Origin of the sequence: Helicobacter sp. 11S02629-2, from assembly GCF_002272875.1 — a bacterium.
In the GTDB taxonomy this organism is placed as follows: domain Bacteria; phylum Campylobacterota; class Campylobacteria; order Campylobacterales; family Helicobacteraceae; genus Helicobacter_I.
In genome coordinates this window covers 1-19,852 of sequence record NZ_MLAN01000009.1, presented here as the reverse complement: position 1 = coordinate 19,852, position 19,852 = coordinate 1, and the positions used below count along the sequence as shown (strand labels likewise).

The following is a 19,852-nucleotide window of genomic DNA, read 5'->3' as shown; positions in this document are numbered from 1 at the left end:
TTCTAAATCACTCTTTTATTAGACTTGTAACTTCTTTGCAAGAGAGTTTTAAAGATGTCTCTAAGCCTAGGCTTTTTAAGACTTTTTTATCTTCTAATATATTCAAACCATCACCCCTTAATACAATATCTACAAGCTCTAAAAAGTCACACCCAAAGATGAAGTCTAGCTCTTTTTGAAAGCTAGTAGCTAGGCTTAAGCTAGTATTACTATATAAGTCTTTTTTACTACTAGCTAGCAGGGAGTTTAGGTATCTAAAAAGATAGTGTTTTTTATGAAAAAGAGAGATAGATTTTGAAAGCTTATAGTTTTGATGCAAGGAAGATTCTAAGCTTTTATCTAAACTTAGGTTATATCTAAAAGCAAAGTCTAGGGCACGCAAGATCCTTAAAGCATCTTCTTGCAGTTTAAGATTAGCATCTCCTACTGCCGTAAGTCTTTTTTCTTCTAAGTCTTTTAGGCCACTAAAAGGATCTAGCAGGCTAGAATCTAGCAAGCTTTCATAGATGGCATTAATGCTAAAGTCGCGCCTTAAGGCATCAAGATATAAGTTTTTTGTAAAAAGTATCTTATCTGGACTTCTTAAGTTAGTGTAGAAAAGCTCACACCTCATAGGCACAAAGTCAAAGCTATGAGTGCCTAGTTTTATGCTTAGTATCTCATATCTTGCAAAATAGCTTAGCTCTAAAAAGTCATTTTTATAGATAAAATCAGAACTTAGATCAAAGTAGACATTAAGCCTAAAAGCCTTTAAAACTGGTGCTATATATATCTTAGCCCTAGAATCTAAGACTATATCTAAGTCTTTAGATTCTATCCCTAAAAGCCTATCTCTTATAAAGCCACCTACTAAGTAGGCATTTACCTTGCTTTCTAAAAAGTTAGTCCTAAGAGTTGAAAGCACTTTAGTATAAGCACTTAGAAAGATAGAAGTTTATAAAGGTACTCTGTAGGTTTTTGGAAGTTTATCCTAGCTACTGTTTGATTTATAAGCGCACTATAGACTTTAAAGTCTGGTGCCTCTCCGGGCTTGCTAAAGACGTTACCTACAGCATACAAGGCAAGAGTGTGCACGTAAGCGTCATACCAGTCTATGGTAAAGCTATAGACATCACTTATATTTGCAGTTGTATTTTTAAGGTCATTTTTATTATTAGTTATGCTGCAGTATCTACGTCCATCTATCACCTTGCAGATGCCAGTTGCGTTAAAGGAGTACTCTATATTTTGATTAGGCATAAGTCTTTGCTTATTAACTCTCATATATAAGATATTTCTAGCATAAGGAGTGGGTATCTGCCCTTCCATATAGATGTTAGTAAAGCCTCTTTTTTTAAGTGCAGCAAGTGCGACTTTAGCGTAGAATCTAGATGATATATCCCAAGGGTCAGTTACTAATATAGTTGGGGCGTTAGTATCGAAATTATAATCAGGAATCACAGTTGAGTAGTACTGAGTTCTTAGTCCACTACTACAAGCTACAAATAAAAAGCCTATCAAACCTATAAAAACCGCTTTAAACTTCATGGACTCTTTCCTTACTGTTTGATGCTTAGAAGGGTATCTATCATCCTATCTATTGCTGTTATAACTTTAGCGTTTGCCGCGTAGCCACTTTGAAACTTTATAAGATTAACCATCTCATCATCAACACTTACTTGAGATATGGAAAGGTGTTCTTTTTTAGCAGCTTGCATAACGGCGTCTTTGGTATCAAGGGTGGTTTTGACATCTTGAGTTTGATTAGCCACGCTGCCTGCTACGTACTGATAAAAGTCGCTTATCTTCATCTCTTGTCTGTTTGACTTTTCATCATAAAACTCAACTTTATTATACTGAAGTTGCTGCATCATGTTAGCTATCTCGAAGTTACCACTTACTGGGGCTAGGTGGGCTCTGATACTTCCGGGGTCTCTTTGATAAGCCCTTGCTATATGCATGGTGCTAGCATCATTGCCTTCAAAAAAGCGATTTAGCCCAAGGGCTCCGGGGATATTAGTGCCGTGGTCTTTTATAGATACACTCATGCCATTACTTGGTGACTTAGGTCTTATGCTAAATTGCTTGGTGTTGTTATCATAGCTTGCTATGAAAAAGTCATCAAAGTCATTTAGGGAGTTGTTGTCTTTGTTATCATCAGTGTTGGCATTTATCTGATTTACTACATCTTTCATGGTAGTAGTCGCACCTATAGTTATAGTCTTGCTAGCTATGATGCTGCCTTTGTTGTTATAGGCATTAAGCGTGAAAGTTCCAGTATGGATTTTGTAGTTAGTGTCTTTTAAAGCGTCAAAGTCCATGATGCTAGTTTTATCGCCAGTTAGCTCTTTAGCTGCACTTTCAGCATAGATAGTATTAGTCGCATTTATCATGCCTTTAGCAAAGGAATCTAAAAGATTTATATAGTTTTGAAGCTTGCCAGTTTTAGTGCCATCATAGCCAGAGTTGTAAAGATCTAAAAGTGCGCCTGCTTTACCTTCATCTATCCTATCTGTTATATCTACGTCTTTAAAGTCATAGCCTCTAATGTAGATTCTATTAAGGTTTTCTTTGTTGTCATCTTTTTTAAGCACTATAGGGTGGAAGTTAGAACCATCTATCATATTAAAGCCATGCCCCACATTAAAGGTATAGCCATCATCAAAGTCTGCTTTTCTACCATCTGCTAGGTTGTTAGCTTGGATGTTTTTCTTAAAAACATTCCCCCCTAATACTTCTTGCAACCTAAACTCTAGCTCATCTCTTCTATCACGAAGCTCATTAGCCTGTTTTAAAGTGGCTCTATCTTCTAGCTCATTTAGCCTTTGGTTTATTTTAGCTATCTGTGAACCTAGACGGTTAGCGTCTTTTACTTGGGCTTCTAACTCATCACTTTTCATCTTTTGTAAAGCTAAAAGTTTGTCTTTGGTAGAGTTTATGTCATTAGTTAAGACATTGGCGTTTTTTACTAGGACTTGCTTTTGAGAGACGTTATTTGGATTCTTAGCGACATCTTTCCATGCATTGAAATAGTGTTCTAAGTCATTATAGATTCCAACATCTTGCAAGTCTGGGAAGTAGCTACTAGCCTCTCTTAAAGAATCAAACTCAGTTTTATAGAAGTTATGGTCTCTTGCAGCCTTTGTGTATCTATCAAAGGCAAACTCATCATGAAGTCTTTGGATGGAATCTACACTAGTACCTGTGCCTACGTTTAACTCACCTAGACGTAAGGGTGCTTGAGGATGGGCTATAACTCTTTCTCTGGTGTAGAACTCGTTACTTGCGTTTGAGATGTTATTACTTGTTACATCCACCATTAACTGGTGGGCTTGCAAGCCAGTATATGAGGTGTTTAAGGAAGAGAGTATTCCACCCATGTATAACCTTTTAAGTTAATTTGATATCTAACAAGCAATTTAGATGCCAACTTTATATGTTATATATCGTTTGATATGGATTGTTTTGTATGGGTAGATTTATTATGTTATTTTATTTGGTGAATATTATTTGGATGCAAGGAGTTTGGTATGTGCTTTTAGTATCAAGATATAAAATAACTGCCTATAAGATTATTCTATGTCATGGATGCATGGCATTTATTTATATCTTTTTTTGATTTTTAGGCTATGAAAATTAAACATCATCTCTTTTTTGATAGAATAAAAACTAAGTTCTTTTTTAAAGCATAATTTTTCAAGTGGAAGGCATTTTTATATGAAAGTAATCAAATCAGCCAAGATCTTTGCGAGCAGCTGGATAGGCACTATAATAATAGTGCTGCTATTTATCTTTTTTATAGCGCAGGGTTTTGTCATACCTTCTAGATCCATGGTTGGGACCTATTATGAAGGCGATATGCTTTTTGTAAAGAAGTTTTCTTATGGAGTTCCTATCCCTATGCTTCCTTGGGTTAATCGTAGAATCTTGCCAGATTTTAATCACAACGGCCATCTTATAAGTGGTCCTAGACCAAAAAGAGGTGATGTAGTAGTCTTTTTTCCTCCCGGACTTGATCATGTGCACTATATAAAACGCACCTTTGCCATAGGAGGCGATGAGGTAGTTTTTGCACCAGATGGTATGTATCTAAGGCCAAGTGGAGGAGATGAAGCTATACAAAAAGACTTTAGCAACTACCCGACAAAAGAGTTTTTTGGTGAAAAGTATGTTTATGAACCTTACTCAAAAGAACACCATGGAATCCACTACGGTGGTGACTGGCCAATACTAGCTAGCTTTGATGCTTTAAAGCAAAGATATGAGTTAAGCAAGTATGACCCAAGTGCTAAAATAGGCATGGATATGAGAGAAAGCAAGTATGGAGAAGTTTTTTATACAAAGATTCCAAAAGATTCTTTTTTCATGATGGGGGATAATCGTGATAATAGTGAAGATTCAAGATTTTGGGGGACTATTGATTACTCAAGAGTAGTTGGAAAGCCTTGGTTTATAGCTTTTAGTATAACTCTTGCAAACAGTAGGGAAGCAGATGTTAGCGCCCATCCTAAAAATAAGTTTAAGATAAGGTGGAGTAGGATGTTTGAATCTATACATACTTTAGAAAAAAATATCCCAGAGTATGGCAAAGATGCTGAAGTTATAACTAATAACACAGCCATAAGTCCTATGAAGCTTCATAGCCTTATAAAGCTAGTCCCACTAGGCAGTGGAAGCAATGGAAGCAATCTTGCCCCAGTAGGTGGAGTTTTACAAGAACAATAATTTTTGCAAATAAAAATTGCAGATATATGAGACTGCAAATATATAACATTGCAAATATATAGAAACGGAAATATGTAAATGGAGCACTTTCCTATATATCTAAATATCATCATTCAAATAGTGACACTTTTAATAGCAGTCATAGGCCATGAGATTATGCATGGTCTTGTGGCACTAAAGTATGGTGATACAACAGCAAAAGATGCCAAAAGACTTACTATTAACCCAATCCCTCATATAGACCTTATAGGGTCTATCATATTGCCGCTTGCCCTTTTACTTTTAAACACACCTTTTATGATAGGTTATGCTAAGCCAGTGCCTGTTGATATGAGTACGGTTATAAAAAATGGAGGCTATAAGGCTGCGTTTTTTGTAAGTATGGCGGGCATTGTCTATAATCTTGGGCTTGCTATAGTTGCAGCTGTAGCGTTAAAGTTTGAGATGTTTGCTGAAGCGACTTTTTTAAATGTAGTAGTTTATGTCTTTTTGCTTTCACTTTTTCAGATAAATATAGTCCTAGCTATCTTTAATATCTTGCCTATCCCTCCCCTTGATGGCTCTAAGGCTTTAGCTTTTATAGGGCTTATGGCAGGAGTGCATGTTTTAGCAAGATTTTATAACAGTCTTGAAAGGTATGGTATTATTATCATTCTCTTGATAATAGCTACGCCTATCTCTAGGTATCTTGGTGAGTTTATGGGTTTTGTGGCCAATGGAATATTGAGATTATAAAGGGTTTTTATGTATTACATAGCAAGTGATCATGCTGGTTTGGTGGTGAAAAACTTTATCCTAGAGTATTTTAGTGAGAGGAATCTAGCCATAAAAGACTTATATAAACTAGAAAAAGATTCCAAAGTGGACTATCCGGATATAGCCTTTTTGGTAGCTAAAGAGGTTCAAAAAGATAAAGATAGTAGGGGCATACTAATATGTGGAAGTGGCATAGGCGTTAGCATAGGTGCTAATAGATTTAAAGATATAAGAGCAGCCCTTTGCACAGATAGCTATATGGCAAAGATGGCAAGGATGCATAATGATGCTAATATCCTCTGCCTTGGTGAGAGGGTAAGTGGACTAGGAGTTATAGAATCTATCTTAGAAGCTTTTTTAAATACAAGTTTTGAGGGTGGACGACATACTCTAAGAGTTAATAAACTTTATAATTAGGGGTAGTGTTATGGCTGAGTTAGCAGAGTGGTTCCTAGTTACTATTATCATCTTGTTTGTACTTTTTATGTTAATAGGTACATTTTATTATAGAAGCATGGCACAAAAAGAAAAAAAGGAATCAGCCCATATGAGATACACGCTAGCAGAAGCAGAAGTTTTAATACAAAAGCACCAGCTAAGTTTGCAAAGAGCCTTAGGTAATATAGACATACTAACTAGAGAGCTAAACTCTTTAAAAGTTGAAGTAAAAAATCTAAAGACTAGAAACTCTCAATATAGGGTTGAAACTGATAACTATAAAACTAGGATAAGAGACCTAGAACAAAAAATAGAAGCACTACTATAGGCTAGAGAAGGATGAATATGAAAAAAGAAACTCCTATTACCAATATAAATGGTTTTAGTATAGAGGACTTAAAAATAGAATCTAATCAAGCCCACCACGTAAAAATGGCAAAACATATCCCTTCTTTAAAAGAAAGGATTAATGACTCAATAAGGACTATAAAAGACTTCCCAAAAAAGGGCATAGACTTTAAAGATATAACTACATTTTTACAAAATGGAGTACTTTTTAGCAAGTATATAGACTTTTTGGCTGCAAGGTATGCACACTTCCATCTAGACTATGTTTTAGGGATAGAATCTAGAGGCTTTATCTTTGCAAGTGCCCTAGCTTATAAGCTTCAGTGTGGCTTTGTGCCTATAAGAAAAAAAGGTAAGCTTCCTAGCAAGACTATAGAACAAAGCTATGCCTTAGAGTATGGTAGCGATATAGTTGAAATCCATGTAGATGCTTTTCATGGTAGCAAAGATGCAAAAGTAGTCATACTTGATGACTTACTAGCCACTGGAGGCACAGCAGCAGCAGCCTTAAAACTAGTTAATGCTTTGCAGGGCAAGTGCATAGAGTGTTCGTTTTTGATGAATCTAAGTGAGTTTGATGAGCTAGATTCTAAACAGCAATTTTTAAAAGAAGCGAAAGTTTTTAGCTTGCTTGATTGTTAGGAGTTAGTTTTATGGAATATTTAACTAACTTATTAGACACACTTTGGAACTCTCACGTTGAAACGTGGGGCTATTTGATACTGTTTATTTGGAGTATCTTAGAAGGAGAGTGGGGACTTTTTTTAGCAGGACTTGCATCTTATGATGGCAAGCTAGATGTAGTTATAGCCATCTTAGTCGCAGGACTTGGAGGCTTTGTAGGCGATCAGATCTATTTTTATATAGGCAGGCTTAATAAAAAGCTAGTCCAAAGAAAGCTAAAGTCCCAACGGCGTAAGTTTGCCCTAGCTAGCCTTTTGATGTCGCGCTATGGTTGGCCTATCATCTTTGTTCAAAGATATCTTTATGGCTTAAGAACTGTGATACCTATAAGCATAGGGCTTACTAAATATAGTGCCTTAAAGTTTGCTATCATTAATTTAATATCTGCTTGGATTTGGGCGTCTGTGACTATACTTCCAGCGTGGTATTTTGGCTCAGCTATACTTACTTTTTTCAAAAAGATTAAAGATTATCTGATAGAAAATCCACTTCATCTATCTATATTTATAGTGATAATAGTAATCTTAGTAGGACTTTTTATCTTCTATAAAAGAAGAAAATATATAAAAGCAAAACAAGCAAACTCTAAATAATAAAAGGACAAACACATGATAGAACTTACAAATATTAAAAACGAAGGCGTGCAAATAGTCCTAGTCACAAAGGCTGACTTAGATAGTGGTGCTAAAAGTTTAAGTAAAGATTTAGAACTTTTAAAAGAGTTTAACTTTAAAGCTAAAGGGAGCTTTTTTTCCCAGCAAAGCAAAACTCTCTACATTGGCATAAAAGACTTTAGTCCTAATAGCTTAGAAGAGGCTGCATTAAGCGCTGTAAATACACTAAGAGAGCTTGGAGTAAAGTCTGCTTTTATAGATGTAGATGATGCTTATAGTCAGATTCTAGCTTATGCTTTTTTACTAGGAAGTTATAAATTTGATAGATTTAAGTCTAAAGATTCTAAGTCTAAAGACAAAGAAGAAGGTGATGAAACCCTAAGTATCTCTATAAAAAATGCAAGCCCATCTTTATTAGATGAAGTAAGCCTTATATCAAAAGAAGTGTGCTTTGTTAGAGACTTAGTTAACACTCCTCCAAACATTGCTAACTCTACTTATCTAGCCTATGTCGCAAGAGATAGAAGCTTAGAGAGGGGAGTAAAGAACGTAACTTGTAATCTTTATGATAATGACTTTTTAGAATCTAAAAATATGGGCGCTTTCTTAGCAGTAAACCAAGCCTCAAACTTCCCAGCCTACCTAGCCCACTTAATCTATAAGCCAACAAGACCTAAGAAAAAAGTAGTCTTAGTTGGCAAAGGACTAGTTTATGATACAGGTGGTTTAAGCTTAAAGCCAGCAGACTACATGACTACTATGAAGGCTGATAAAGCAGGGGCTTGTACAGTTTTGGGTGCCTTTTTTGCTATAGCTAAGTTAGGACTTGATGTAGAGCTCCATGCCATCATGGGTATAACTGATAATGCTATAGGCAAAAACGCTTATAGACCAGATGATGTCTTAGTGTCAAAAGAAGGAAAGACTATAGAGGTTAAAAATACAGATGCTGAAGGAAGGCTAGTGCTAGCTGACTGCTTAAGCTATGCACAAGATTTAGAGGCTGATGTGATATTAGACTTTGCTACCTTAACAGGGGCTTGTGTGGTAGCTTTAGGAGAGTATACAAGTGGAGTTATGGGCTTTAATGAAGACTTGAAAGCTAGCTTTGTAAAAGCTTCTTTAGAGATGAATGAACTTGCACATACACTACCTTTTAATCCTCATCTTAAAAAGCTTTTAGAATCAAAAATAGCAGATGTTTCTAATATCTCTAGCTCACGCTATGGTGGGGCTATAACTGCGGGGCTATTTTTAAGTGAGTTTATAAGGGATGAGTACAAAGATAAGTGGGTGCATGTAGATATAGCAGGGCCAGCTTATGTAGAAAAGACTTGGAGTGTAAACCCAAGTGGTGCAAGTGGTACTGCCTTAAGGTCTATAGTTAACTTTGTTAAACATTATATAAAAGGCTAGATATGGGCTTAAGCATAGGCATAGTAGGGCTTCCTAACGTAGGGAAGTCTACCACTTTTAACGCACTTACTAAAACTCAAAATGCAGAAGCAGCCAACTATCCATTTTGCACTATAGAGCCTAATAAGGCTGTAGTTCCAGTGCCAGATCCAAGGCTAGAAGAGCTAGCAAAGATAGTTAATCCTAAAAGGATTCAGCACTCTGTAGTTGAGTTTGTAGATATTGCTGGACTTGTAAAGGGTGCTTCAAAAGGCGAAGGACTTGGCAATCAGTTCTTAGCTAATATTAGAGAGTGTGAGTGTATCTTGCACGTGATACGTTGCTTCGAAGATGAAAACATAACTCACGTTGAAGGTAAAGTAAACCCACTTCATGATAGTGAAACTATAGAGTTAGAGCTAATCTATGCTGATTTAGGAAGCCTAGATAAGCGTATACAAAAGCTGCAAAAAGGCCTTAAGGCTAGTAAAGATGGACAAAAAGAGCTTGATTTATGTCTTAAGCTAAAAACTCACTTAGAAGACTTAAAGCCAGCAAGCACTTTTAAAAGTGAAGGCTTTGATGAGCTTAATAAAGAGCTTAGACTACTTAGTGCTAAAGAGATGATTTATGCACTAAATGTAGATGAAGACTCCTTAAGTAATGGGGGTAATGCATACACAAAGTCTTTTTTAGATTCCATAAAAGAGCTTAATAGAGATGCTATTTTAATCTGTTCTAAGCTAGAAGAAGACATGCTAGGGATGGAAGATAGTGAGAGGGATGAGTTTTTAAAAGATATGGGCGTAACTTCAGGACTTGCACAAATCATACAAAAAAGTTATAGCAAGCTTGGTCTTATAAGCTACTTTACAGCAGGCGTTCAAGAAGTAAGGTCTTGGAGTATAAAAGATGGTGATAGTGCCCCTCGTGCTGCTAGCGTTATACACAAAGACTTTGAAAAAGGCTTTATTAGAGCTGAGACCATTTCTTATAGTGACTTTATAAAGTGTGGTGGGGAAAAAGGTGCAAAAGATGCTGGTCTTATGAGGCTAGAGGGTAAAGAGTATATAGTTAAAGATGGTGATGTTATGCACTTTAGATTTAATGTATAAGTTTTTGTGCAGTTAAAGTTTGTGAATGTTTTTAATAATTACTAGGGCTAAAGTTTGAATCTAAATCTACTTGTATATATCATCTATCCTTTTGTCATAAGCTTGCTTGTATCTGTCATCATGATATTTTTTGCTAAGCAAAGTGGGGCTTTTATAGATGAAGCTAAAAGTCTAAAGCCCCAAAGATTCCATAGCACGCCAACTCCTCGCGTAGGGGGCTTAGGCATCTTTATAGGCTTTTTACTGTTTGGGACTTTGCTTTTTTTTAACATACCTATATTTACTGTTTTTGTTTACTCAATCATTGGTGGAATCATAGTTTTTATAAGTGGTTTGATAGAAGACTTCAAAGGAAACCTTAGTCCAAAACTGCGTCTTTTGCTGCAGTGTGTAGGTGTGTTTATAGCCACTTTTGGAGCTAATATCTACATATATGATCTTTCTTTTGGCTTTAATCTACCCTATATCATAGGCATACTTTTTACCATCTTTGCAGTAGTTGGCGTTATAAATGCCTTTAATATTATAGATGGTTTTAATGGCCTAGCTTCGGGCCTAAGCCTTTTAGTGTTAATAGCCCTCTTTTTTGTTTCATACACTGTTGGAAACTACTTTGTATTTTACGCTTCAGTCCTTCTTTTTGGGGCAGTACTTGGCTTTTTTGTCTTAAACTTTCCTAAAGGTAAGATCTTCTTAGGTGATGGTGGGGCTTACTTTTTAGGCTTTATGCTAGGCTTTATGCTAGTAAGTCTTACTCAAACCACCCATTTTGATGATGCCTCTTTATGGAGTCTAACTATCTCAAGAATCTATGCGCTTTTAGGCATAGATCTAAACTCTGCCCTGCAAGCTTCAATAATTAGCACACTTGGGGCAAAAGGCGTTAGTGCGTGGTATGGAGTAGCTCTTTGTATCTATCCTATATGGGAAGTACTTTTTTCTATATATAGAAGGAAAAAGGTAAAAAGAAAGGCTACAAGCCCGGATAATCTCCACTTTCACACGCTAGTTTTTAGAACCTTAGCCCATCAAAATAACGCTAAGACTTCTTTTTACATCCTAGCTTTTAACCTGCCTTTTATCATACTTTCATCTATCTTTTTTGATAATATCTACGTACTTTTTGCACTTATCATAATCTTTTGTGTGCTTTATACTTTGATATATAAAAGGCTTTTAAGTATATATATTAAAAGATAAGTTAGGTTTGGTGTTAATAGCACCTAGTTTAAGTGGGTAATTAGATATTTAAAATATAAAAGACTTACACCTAATTTAAAAGCAAAGCTTTATGACTGGTTGTAAGATGTTGAAATGATATTTTTTTAACATGTTATCTATGCTTATTTTGTATACTTAGCTCACAACTTAGAATCTTAAATAGGGCTTTGTTTATAAAATATCTATCGCGACTTATGTGCTAGGCTTTATTTAGTAAGGCAGCTTGTGGCATAAACTCTTGTTTTTTCATTTCTATGCCTTGAGTATTATTAAAAATCTTTTCTATCTAAGTCTTCATTATGGCGTAAGTTATGCTTTACTAACTCTTTATAACGCTCCATCAAAGCACAAAGCTTTTCATCTTTTAAAATGATAGGAAAGTTGCCTTTAGATCTTTCATAAATCCTAACTTTTGGAATCTTTACATAGCTTAAAAGATAGTCTTTAGGAGTATAAGCCTCACACTTTATGATAGATTCTAAGCCTAGGGTTTTTGCTAATTCTAAGTTGTCTTTTATAAAATCTAAGTTATCTTTAGCGTAGAATTTATTGTACTCACTGCTTGCAGAAGTTGAATCAAACGCAATTTTTACAATATCATTGCGGACAAATACAAACAAAACACGGCTTTGTAAATGCATGGGTAAAAGCAGTTTGAATTTAGCACAGCTTTTTTGGATACCATTTTTTTTAAAAGCTTCACTATGTTTTAACCTATCTGATGATAGAATCTCTTTAATGGATTTCATGATGAAAATATTAGCAAAACTAGCCATAGTAGTTGGCATTATATTTATATTTAATGCCTGTGGTAACAAGCAAGATCCTTATTGGGGCACACCGCCTAAAGATAGTGGCAAGCCTTTGATTTAACGCTTGATGAAGGGAAGTAATGGATAAAATTGTCAATAAGTCAAGCTTTCTAAAGTTAGTAAAAAAAATCTTTTTTAAAGCAAAAGGTTTTGTGCAAAAGTATGACCCCGGATACTTTAGCTTTATCTTTGCCATAAAAGCTAGTATATCCTTAGTTATAAGCGGTTTGATAGCCTATTATATCTTTGGAAGTAGGGTGCCTGTTATACTTACTACACTTGGTGGGCTGTATGTCTTTTTTTTAACGCTTACTTTAAGTCCAACTTCTGCTAGGAAAAGCTATGTATTTTTATTTATAGTAGTTTCTAGTATTGGTGCTGCTATCTTTATGGAACTAGCAAGGAATGCCTTAGGTGGGAATATATATGATTTATTATGGTTAATCATACCCATCATTGTTTTAAGCTTCATAGTAGGTATGTCAAAGGCCTATGATATGGAGCTTCATAAAGTCATGGTACTAGTTATCATAGTGGCTTTGATAGCTTGTCTTTACGTAGAAGCAAAGATAACTATAACCCTAACTTGGATACTAGTTTGTATGCCACTAGGTGGCTTTATGGCTATGATATTTTCTTTTGTAAGCTTAACGCCTCATAGAATCTATGGCCGCTATATTAGAACCCACTATCCGCTAATCTTAGATCACTGTGTATTAATGATAAAAAATATCCAAGATTTAAATTTCTATCATAGAGAAAGAGAAGAAGCATTAACGCTAATAACCAATCTAAAAAAAGTCTTAGAATCTAAATCAGGCTATGTGAAAAACGCCTATGCTATCAAAAACGTCCAAAGGGCTATATTTTATCTTTACAGGATAGAAGATATAGTTTTAAGCATAAATAACCTCCATGAGTACACTTCAAAAGAAGGCATTGAGCCAGAGTTAAGAAAAGAGCTTGTCTATAACATCATGCAGTTAAGCGATATCTTTTCTGGACATGTGCCTAAGATTCAAAATACTTCTTTAGATGGCTTTTTAGCACAAAAAGGGCACAGCCATAATACAGCTGAGATAAATGCACTTAAGATTTTATATATGAAGATAAAGGTGTTTTCTAAGTCTGATGACTTCTCTGCTAGTAATCACACTAATGGCATAAAGTCTTTTAACTTTTTTAAAGCTTGTAGTACGTCTTTTATGTCCATAGGCTGGAGAAATGAAGTTTATAGATTTAGCGTTAAGTACTCTTTAGCTGTAACTATAACCTTAGCTATAGCTACTATGTTTGACCTTTATAGAGGCATATGGATGTGCTTTGGAGTTGTCGCTACTATACGCCCTTCAGTAGGAGGCTTACAAACCTCAGGCAAGGAGTACATATTTGGTAATATTGTAGGTGGTATCATAGGTATAGCAGTAGCTTATGTCACGCATGATACGCCTGTATTTTACGTATTGCTAGTTATAGTTATGTTTTTAATGATTTATTTTAGAGTTTTTCCAAACTGGCTTTGGACTGGGACAGTGGTGTGTGCTTTAGCAATGCTTTACTCCATAATCTTTTATCAAGACTTTATGGAGTTTGTCTTCCAACGCTTCATTGATGTTTTAACTGGCTTTGTTATAGCAGTTGGTGTCTTTTGGGCGATCTGGCCTCGCTACTCTTATAACGCCCTTTTTGAGCAGTTTAAAAAGCAGATAGATGAGTTAAATAGCATAGCAGACTTGCTAAAAAACAGCATAAGTGTAGGAAGTATAGATCACTCACTTTTACAAAGTAAGCAATCAGAATTTTTAGCGCGCGATAAGGAGATAAAAGCAACTATTAAAGAATCCAAAAATGAAAAACGCTTTTTTTGGATTATAGAAGAGAGTGAAAAGGTTATGGATATATTAGATTCCATGCTTATGCACTTAAATGAGCTTACTCACTTTATAAACACACACATAAGTCAAGGAAAAGATGTCTACCTTTATATAAACGACTTAAACACCATAGCGACAAGATTTACTATGATAGATAACTTAATGACTGCAACCCCGCACTATTTTAAATACAACATTGATGATAAACTACTAGAAGTGGATGATAAGTACTTTGCTTGGGTGGTAAGAAATATCTTTGATAGCCAAGATGAGCTTTATGCCATAGCTAGTAAGTATATGGCTGATATATCAGCTTAGTAGATTAATATTGTAAAAGGCATTTTTAAATGATGGATTATGTGAGAAAATATGATCCGGGCTATTTTAGCTTTGTATTTGCATTTAAAGCTTGCATATCTCTTGTAATAAGCTGTCTTATAGCCTATTACATATTTGAGAATAGGATAGCTGCCATACTTGCTGCCTTTGGTGGCGTTTATGTTTTTTTCTTAATCTTTAATCTAGGTCCAACTTCTCCAAGAAAGAGCTATGTTTTCTTTTTTATCGTTGTCTCAACTATCTGTGCAGCACTTTTTACCTTTCTAGCTAGGGACGCACTAACTGGCAATATACGCGATATCTTATGGCTAGTTATACCTATCATTGTTTTAAGTTTCATAGTAGGTATGGCAAACGCTTATAGTCTTGAGCTTTATAAAGTTATGGCTTCAGTTATGATGGTAGCACTAGTTGCTTGTCTTTATGTAGAAGCAAAAGTCGCCCTAACCACACTTGAGATAGTAGTCTCTATGCCAATAGGTGGCTTTATAGCCATGTTTTTTATATTTTTTAGTTTTACACCTCATAAAATCTATGGCCGTTATGTTAGAACCCATTATCCTTTAATCTTAAATCTATGCACATTAATGATTAAAAATATACAAAATCCTAGTCTTTATCACAAAGAAAGAGAAGAAGCACTAACGCTAATTGCAAACTTAAAAAAAGTTTTAGAATCTAAATCTGGTTATATTAAAAATCCTTATGCTATTAAAAATATACAAAGGGCTGTTTTTTATATCTATAGGATAGAAGAGCTAGCCTTAAGTATAAACAACCTCCATGAGTACACTGCAAAAGAAGGGCTAAACCCCAAGCTAAAAAAAGAGCTGATGCATAATCTAATGCAGCTAAGTGATATCTTTTCTGGTCATGTGCCTAAGATTACAACAAAGGAGTTAAATAGCTTTTTGCAAGAAAAGGCTTCTAAGTACAACGCAGTTCAAGTTGATGCTTTAAAAATCTTATACTTAAAGATTAAAATCTTTTCTAAGCCTTATAATCTAGCTATTAACAAGCAAGAGACTAGGGCTAATCGCTTTGATGTTTTTAAAGCCTGTAAGGTTTCTTTTATGTCCATAGGCTGGAGAAATGAAGTTTATAGATTTAGCGTTAAGTACTCTTTAGCTGTAACTATCCCACTTATCATTGCTACAAGCTTTGATCTTTATAGAGGGATATGGATGTGCTTTGGAGTTGTAGCCACTATACGCCCTTCAGTAGGAGGCTTGCACAACTCAGGGAAAGATTATATATTAGGCAATATTTTGGGGGCATTACTTGGTATAGGGGTTGCCTATATCACACATGGTACGCTAGTTTTTTATGTGATATTAGCAGTGGCTATATTTTTTATGCTTTATACGCGTATCTATCCTAGCTGGCTTTCAACTGCTACTTTAGTCTTTTCACTTGTCTTGTTTTACTCACTACTTTACTATCATGATTATATGGAGTTTGTGCTTCAACGCTTTATAGATGTGATAACTGGTTTTGTTGTGGCTATAGCTGTGTTTTGGGTGATTTGGCCTCGCTACTCTTACAACACTCTTTTTGATCAGTTTAAAAAGCAGATTAATGAGCTAAAAACTATGACTATCTTACTTGAAGAAGGCATAAGTAATGCCCATATAGATAAAACTCTTTTACACAGCAAGCAATCAGAGTTCCTAGGAAGAAATAAAGAAATAAAAGCCATCATTAAAGAATCTAAAAATGAAAAACGCTTTTTTTGGATTATAGAAGAAAGCAAGGGCGTTATGGATGCACTAGATTCCATACTTATGCATTTAAATGAGCTAACTCACTTTTTAAGCGATTCTATGAGTAAGGGTAAAGATATACAGCTTTGCATTAATGACTTAAATATCATAAAAATACGCTTTGATATGATAAGTAATCTCATGACATCAACTCCAAGCTACTTTGAATACGACGCACAAGATAAGCTTTTAATGGTTGATGATAAGTACTTTTCTTGGGTTGTAAAAAGTATATTTGATTCTCAAAGTAAGCTTTACTCCATAGCTAGTAGATATATGTATTACTAAGCATTGAATTAAGCAAGGTGGCAAGATGGACTTAGAAAGCATTAAGTTAAAGGATTTTTTAGATAAGCAGTATGAAGGCTTTAATAAAGACTTTGATGAAAACTCATACGCAGATCCTTTGATTTTTGTTAAAAAGCATCTTGAGTTTAAGCACCTTGATGAGCTAGCTTTTATAGCAGCACTTTTTTCTTATGGAAATGCAAAGCAGATTCTAAAGTTTTTGCACACCCTTCCTTTTGAAGTCTTAGAATCTAAAACTTTAGACTTTAGTAATGTAACTTTTCCTTACTACAGATTCCAAACTTCTAAAGATGTAAAAGATTTATTTAGCATTATGTGCTTGCTTATAAAAGAGGGAGGGTTAAAAAAAGTTTTTGTGACTAATTATAAAAAAGTAGACCTTTTAGAAGCCATCTATACCACCTTGCAAACTTTAAGTGATCTAGGAAAAAAGCTTGATATAGATGTGGAAAAAAGCCACGGTCTTAGTTTTTTGCTAGCTGGGAAGAGGGGAGTTAGTCCTTTGAAACGCATTAATATGTTTTTAAGGTGGATGGTAAGGAAAGATAATTTAGACTTATATAGATGGAAGGAAGTAGATAGAAAAGACTTGCTTTTACCACTAGATGTCCACACCTTTAATATCTCAAAAAAGCTAAAACTTTTAGAATCTAAAAGCTATAATCTTAAAGCCTGCTTGGAGATTAGTGCAAAGCTAGCTACTTTTGATCCTAGTGATCCTATAAAGTATGACTTTGCACTTTATCGCATAGGGCAATTAAAGCTTTTAAACTAGCTTTAATTTTGTTAAAAGTTAAGAATTTTGGATATATTTCGTGGGCTAACTTTGGCAAAAAGTAGCAACACTCTTTAGGAGATACAATGAAAAGAATTTATTTAGATAACAATGCAACGACTATGGTAGATCCAAAGATAACAGAAATGATGCAGCCTTTTTTTAGTGAACTATATGGAAATCCAAACTCATTACATAAGTATGGAACTGAAACTCATGCAGCTATTAGCGATGCTATAGAAAAGCTTTATGTAGGCATTAATGCAAGTCCTGAAGACGATGTCATCATCACTTCTTGTGCTACAGAATCTAATAACTGGGTATTAAAAGGAATCTATTTTGATATTTTAAGACATGGTGAAAGAAACCATATCATAACCACAGAGGTAGAACACCCTGCGGTTAGGGCTACTTGTGCGTTTTTAGAAGAGCTAGGAGTGGATATAACCTATCTGCCAATCAACTCTAAAGGTCTTATAGATGCAAAAGATGTTTTAGCTGCCATAAAACCAACAACTGCACTAGTTAGTGTTATGTGGGCTAATAATGAAACAGGTCTTATCTTTCCTATAGAAGAGATAGGGCAGATTTGTGATGAGTATGGAATCTTATTTCACACAGATGCTGTTCAAGCCATAGGTAAGGTTAAGGTTGATGTTGCGCGTGCAAAAGTTGACTTTTTAAGCTTTAGTGCGCATAAGTTCCATGGACCAAAGGGCATAGGTGCACTTTATATCCGCAAAGGTATAGAGTTAACTCCTTTGCTTCATGGTGGTGAGCATATGAGAGGTAGGAGAAGTGGTACTTTAAACACTCCTCTTATCGTGGGTATGGGCGAGGCTATGAGACTTGCTAATGAGTATCTTGACTTTGAAGGATCTGTCATAGGACCTTTGAGAGATAGACTAGAAGATGGCATCTTAAAAAACCCAGATGTCTTTGTTGTAGGTAATAGAGAGCATAGAGTTCCTAATACTACTCTTGTAAGCGTAAAAGGTATAGAAGGTGAAGCTATGCTTTGGGATCTAAACAAAGCAGGGATTGCTGCTAGTACTGGAAGTGCTTGCGCAAGTGAAGACTTAGAAGCAAACCCAGTTATGGTAGCAATTGGTGCTGATAAAGAGCTAGCCCATACTGCTATAAGGTTTAGTTTAAGTAGATTTACTACTAAAGAAGATATTGATTACACGATAGAAGTTTTTAACAAAGCTGTAAAACGCTTAAGAGAAATCTCTTCTACATATTAAAGGGAATATAATGGCGAAAAATGACTTATTAGGCGGTGCTTTATGGGATGCTTACTCTAAAAAAGTAAGCGAGCGTATGGATAACCCAACTCACTTAGGAGTTATAACAGAAAAAGAGGCCAAGGAAAAAGACGCAAAACTTATAGTTGCAGACTATGGTGCTGAATCTTGTGGTGATGCTGTTAGGCTTTATTGGCTAGTAGATAAAAACGATGTCATCATAGAGGCAAAGTTTAAAAGTTTTGGCTGCGGTACGGCTATAGCAAGTAGTGATATGATGTGTGAGCTTTGCCTTGGAAAAAGAGTGCAAGACGCAGTTAAGATCACAAACATTGACGTAGAAAAAGCACTTAGGGATGATGAAAACACTCCAGCAGTTCCGGGTCAAAAGATGCACTGTTCAGTTATGGCTTATGATGTTATAAAAAAAGCAGCTGGTATGTATCTTGGAAAAGATGAAGCAGACTTTGAAGAAGAGATAATAGTCTGTGAGTGTGCTAGGGTAAGTCTAGCTACTATAAAAGAAGTCATTAAGCTTAATGACTTAAAAACAGTAGAAGAGATAACTCAGTACACAAAAGCAGGAGCTTTTTGTAAGTCTTGCATCAAGCCAGGTGGGCATGAGAAAAGAGAGTACTACTTAGTTGACATCTTAAGGGATGTAAGGGCTGAGATGGAAGAAGAAAAGATGAAGCAAGTAGCAGATGCAAGTGCTAGTGGCCATCTTGGATTTAGAGATATGACCTTGGTTCAAAAAGTAAAAGCAGTTGAAAAAACAGTAGATGATACAGTTAGACCTATGCTTATAATGGATGGAGGTAATATGGAGATTATAGACATCAAAGATACTAGTGATGGTCATATAGATGTTTATATAAGATATATGGGTGCTTGTAATGGCTGTGCTGCAGCAAGCACAGGGACACTTTTTGCTATAGAGAGTGTTTTACAAGAAAGACTAGATAAAGACATTAGAGTTTTACCTATCTAGTAGCTATTTTTAAGCGCATTTTGTGGAATCTAATTTAGATTCCATATCACTATTTAATTTGTTTTTTACTTATTTTTAAATATCCACTCACACTAAGACTACTATCGTAGTCTTGCAATGATATAAATATCTCCCACGCCACGCCATAGACTTTAGCCCCTAGCATCAAGACATAAATAAAAACCTAGATTCCATAAATCTATAGAATCCATATATTTATAGAATCCCCCCCTATAAGAATAGAATCTAAACTTATATCCTCTTCCTATTAGCATCATTCATTATCTCATCTGCTATATGAGTTACAGAGTTAGAAATCTTAGAAGCATCATCTGCTATGTTTACATTACCTTGAGTAGATTGCTCTAGTAAAGATATAGCATCATTTATCTGAGTTATACCATTAGCTTGTTCTTTTATAGATTCAGCCATGTCATTAATTGATTGAACTAAGATATTAGTATTAG

At 35.2% G+C, this 19,852-nt stretch carries 17 protein-coding genes and 2 pseudogenes; 14 read left to right on the top strand and 5 right to left on the bottom strand.

Features of this window, described 5'->3' with window-relative positions:
- Positions 1 to 7: 7 nt before the first annotated feature.
- Genes BKH40_RS06315 through flgK form a run of 3 tightly spaced genes read right to left on the bottom strand, consistent with a single transcriptional unit; the run spans position 8 to position 3,359 of the window.
- Complete coding sequence (locus BKH40_RS06315) at positions 8 to 904, bottom strand: CCA tRNA nucleotidyltransferase (RefSeq protein WP_180675154.1); 897 nt, start codon at positions 902 to 904, stop codon at positions 8 to 10.
- Between the two features lie 14 nt (positions 905 to 918).
- Positions 919 to 1,527 (bottom strand): hypothetical protein, encoded by a 609-nt coding sequence (locus BKH40_RS06310; RefSeq protein ID WP_095277913.1) that lies wholly within the window; start codon positions 1,525 to 1,527, stop codon positions 919 to 921.
- 11 nt (positions 1,528 to 1,538) lie between these two features.
- A complete protein-coding gene (flgK, locus tag BKH40_RS06305) occupies positions 1,539 to 3,359 on the bottom strand; it encodes a flagellar hook-associated protein FlgK (protein ID WP_095277911.1) in 1,821 nt (606 codons plus the stop codon).
- Between the two features lie 337 nt (positions 3,360 to 3,696).
- On the opposite strand from flgK, the pseudogene lepB reads away from it, so the two are divergent.
- The 9 genes and pseudogenes from lepB to BKH40_RS06260 form a co-directional block, all read left to right on the top strand.
- A pseudogene (gene lepB, locus BKH40_RS06300) lies at positions 3,697 to 4,560 on the top strand (signal peptidase I); the annotation flags it as partial.
- A gap of 222 nt (positions 4,561 to 4,782) precedes the next feature.
- Complete coding sequence (locus BKH40_RS06295; RefSeq protein WP_095277908.1) at positions 4,783 to 5,439, top strand: site-2 protease family protein; 657 nt, start codon at positions 4,783 to 4,785, stop codon at positions 5,437 to 5,439.
- Positions 5,440 to 5,448: 9 nt separating this feature from the next.
- Entirely contained in the window at positions 5,449 to 5,877 is a 429-nt protein-coding gene (rpiB, locus tag BKH40_RS06290) for a ribose 5-phosphate isomerase B (protein ID WP_095277906.1), read from the top strand.
- A gap of 10 nt (positions 5,878 to 5,887) precedes the next feature.
- Positions 5,888 to 6,226: a hypothetical protein gene (locus tag BKH40_RS06285; protein WP_095277904.1), complete on the top strand. Its 339-nt coding sequence runs from the start codon at positions 5,888 to 5,890 to the stop codon at positions 6,224 to 6,226.
- A gap of 104 nt (positions 6,227 to 6,330) precedes the next feature.
- Complete coding sequence (locus BKH40_RS06280) at positions 6,331 to 6,888, top strand: adenine phosphoribosyltransferase (RefSeq protein WP_095277981.1); 558 nt, start codon at positions 6,331 to 6,333, stop codon at positions 6,886 to 6,888.
- Positions 6,889 to 6,899: 11 nt separating this feature from the next.
- The gene (locus BKH40_RS06275) at positions 6,900 to 7,523 is read left to right on the top strand and encodes a DedA family protein (protein ID WP_095277902.1); all 624 of its coding nucleotides are present in this window, start codon (positions 6,900 to 6,902) and stop codon (positions 7,521 to 7,523) included.
- Positions 7,524 to 7,538: 15 nt separating this feature from the next.
- Positions 7,539 to 8,960 (top strand): leucyl aminopeptidase, encoded by a 1,422-nt coding sequence (locus BKH40_RS06270; RefSeq protein ID WP_095277901.1) that lies wholly within the window; start codon positions 7,539 to 7,541, stop codon positions 8,958 to 8,960.
- A gap of 2 nt (positions 8,961 to 8,962) precedes the next feature.
- Positions 8,963 to 10,054, top strand: a complete 1,092-nt coding sequence (gene ychF, locus BKH40_RS06265; RefSeq protein ID WP_095277899.1) for a redox-regulated ATPase YchF — start codon at positions 8,963 to 8,965, stop codon at positions 10,052 to 10,054.
- A 54-nt stretch (positions 10,055 to 10,108) separates the two neighbouring features.
- Positions 10,109 to 11,254, top strand: coding sequence for an MraY family glycosyltransferase (locus BKH40_RS06260; protein WP_095277897.1), 1,146 nt, complete (start codon positions 10,109 to 10,111; stop codon positions 11,252 to 11,254).
- A 290-nt stretch (positions 11,255 to 11,544) separates the two neighbouring features.
- Here BKH40_RS06260 and BKH40_RS06255 read toward each other — a convergent pair whose 3' ends face one another.
- Positions 11,545 to 12,093 carry a hypothetical protein gene (locus BKH40_RS06255; protein ID WP_095277896.1) on the bottom strand — a complete coding sequence of 183 codons (549 nt, stop codon included), beginning with the start codon at positions 12,091 to 12,093 and terminating at the stop codon, positions 11,545 to 11,547.
- Between the two features lie 74 nt (positions 12,094 to 12,167).
- Between BKH40_RS06255 and BKH40_RS06250 the strand changes: the two genes are divergently transcribed.
- From BKH40_RS06250 to BKH40_RS06230, 5 genes are all read left to right on the top strand, one after another.
- Positions 12,168 to 14,279: an FUSC family protein gene (locus BKH40_RS06250; protein ID WP_095277894.1), complete on the top strand. Its 2,112-nt coding sequence runs from the start codon at positions 12,168 to 12,170 to the stop codon at positions 14,277 to 14,279.
- A gap of 29 nt (positions 14,280 to 14,308) precedes the next feature.
- On the top strand, positions 14,309 to 16,351 hold the full coding sequence (locus BKH40_RS06245; protein ID WP_095277892.1) for an FUSC family protein: 2,043 nt from the start codon (positions 14,309 to 14,311) through the stop codon (positions 16,349 to 16,351).
- A gap of 25 nt (positions 16,352 to 16,376) precedes the next feature.
- Complete coding sequence (locus tag BKH40_RS06240; RefSeq protein WP_095277890.1) at positions 16,377 to 17,147, top strand: TIGR02757 family protein; 771 nt, start codon at positions 16,377 to 16,379, stop codon at positions 17,145 to 17,147.
- 86 nt (positions 17,148 to 17,233) lie between these two features.
- Positions 17,234 to 18,394 carry a NifS family cysteine desulfurase gene (locus tag BKH40_RS06235; protein WP_095277888.1) on the top strand — a complete coding sequence of 387 codons (1,161 nt, stop codon included), beginning with the start codon at positions 17,234 to 17,236 and terminating at the stop codon, positions 18,392 to 18,394.
- Positions 18,395 to 18,404: 10 nt separating this feature from the next.
- The gene (locus BKH40_RS06230; RefSeq protein WP_095277886.1) at positions 18,405 to 19,385 is read left to right on the top strand and encodes an iron-sulfur cluster assembly scaffold protein; all 981 of its coding nucleotides are present in this window, start codon (positions 18,405 to 18,407) and stop codon (positions 19,383 to 19,385) included.
- Between the two features lie 252 nt (positions 19,386 to 19,637).
- Here the strand turns inward: BKH40_RS06230 and BKH40_RS08760 are convergent.
- A pseudogene (locus tag BKH40_RS08760) lies at positions 19,638 to 19,852 on the bottom strand (methyl-accepting chemotaxis protein); the annotation flags it as partial.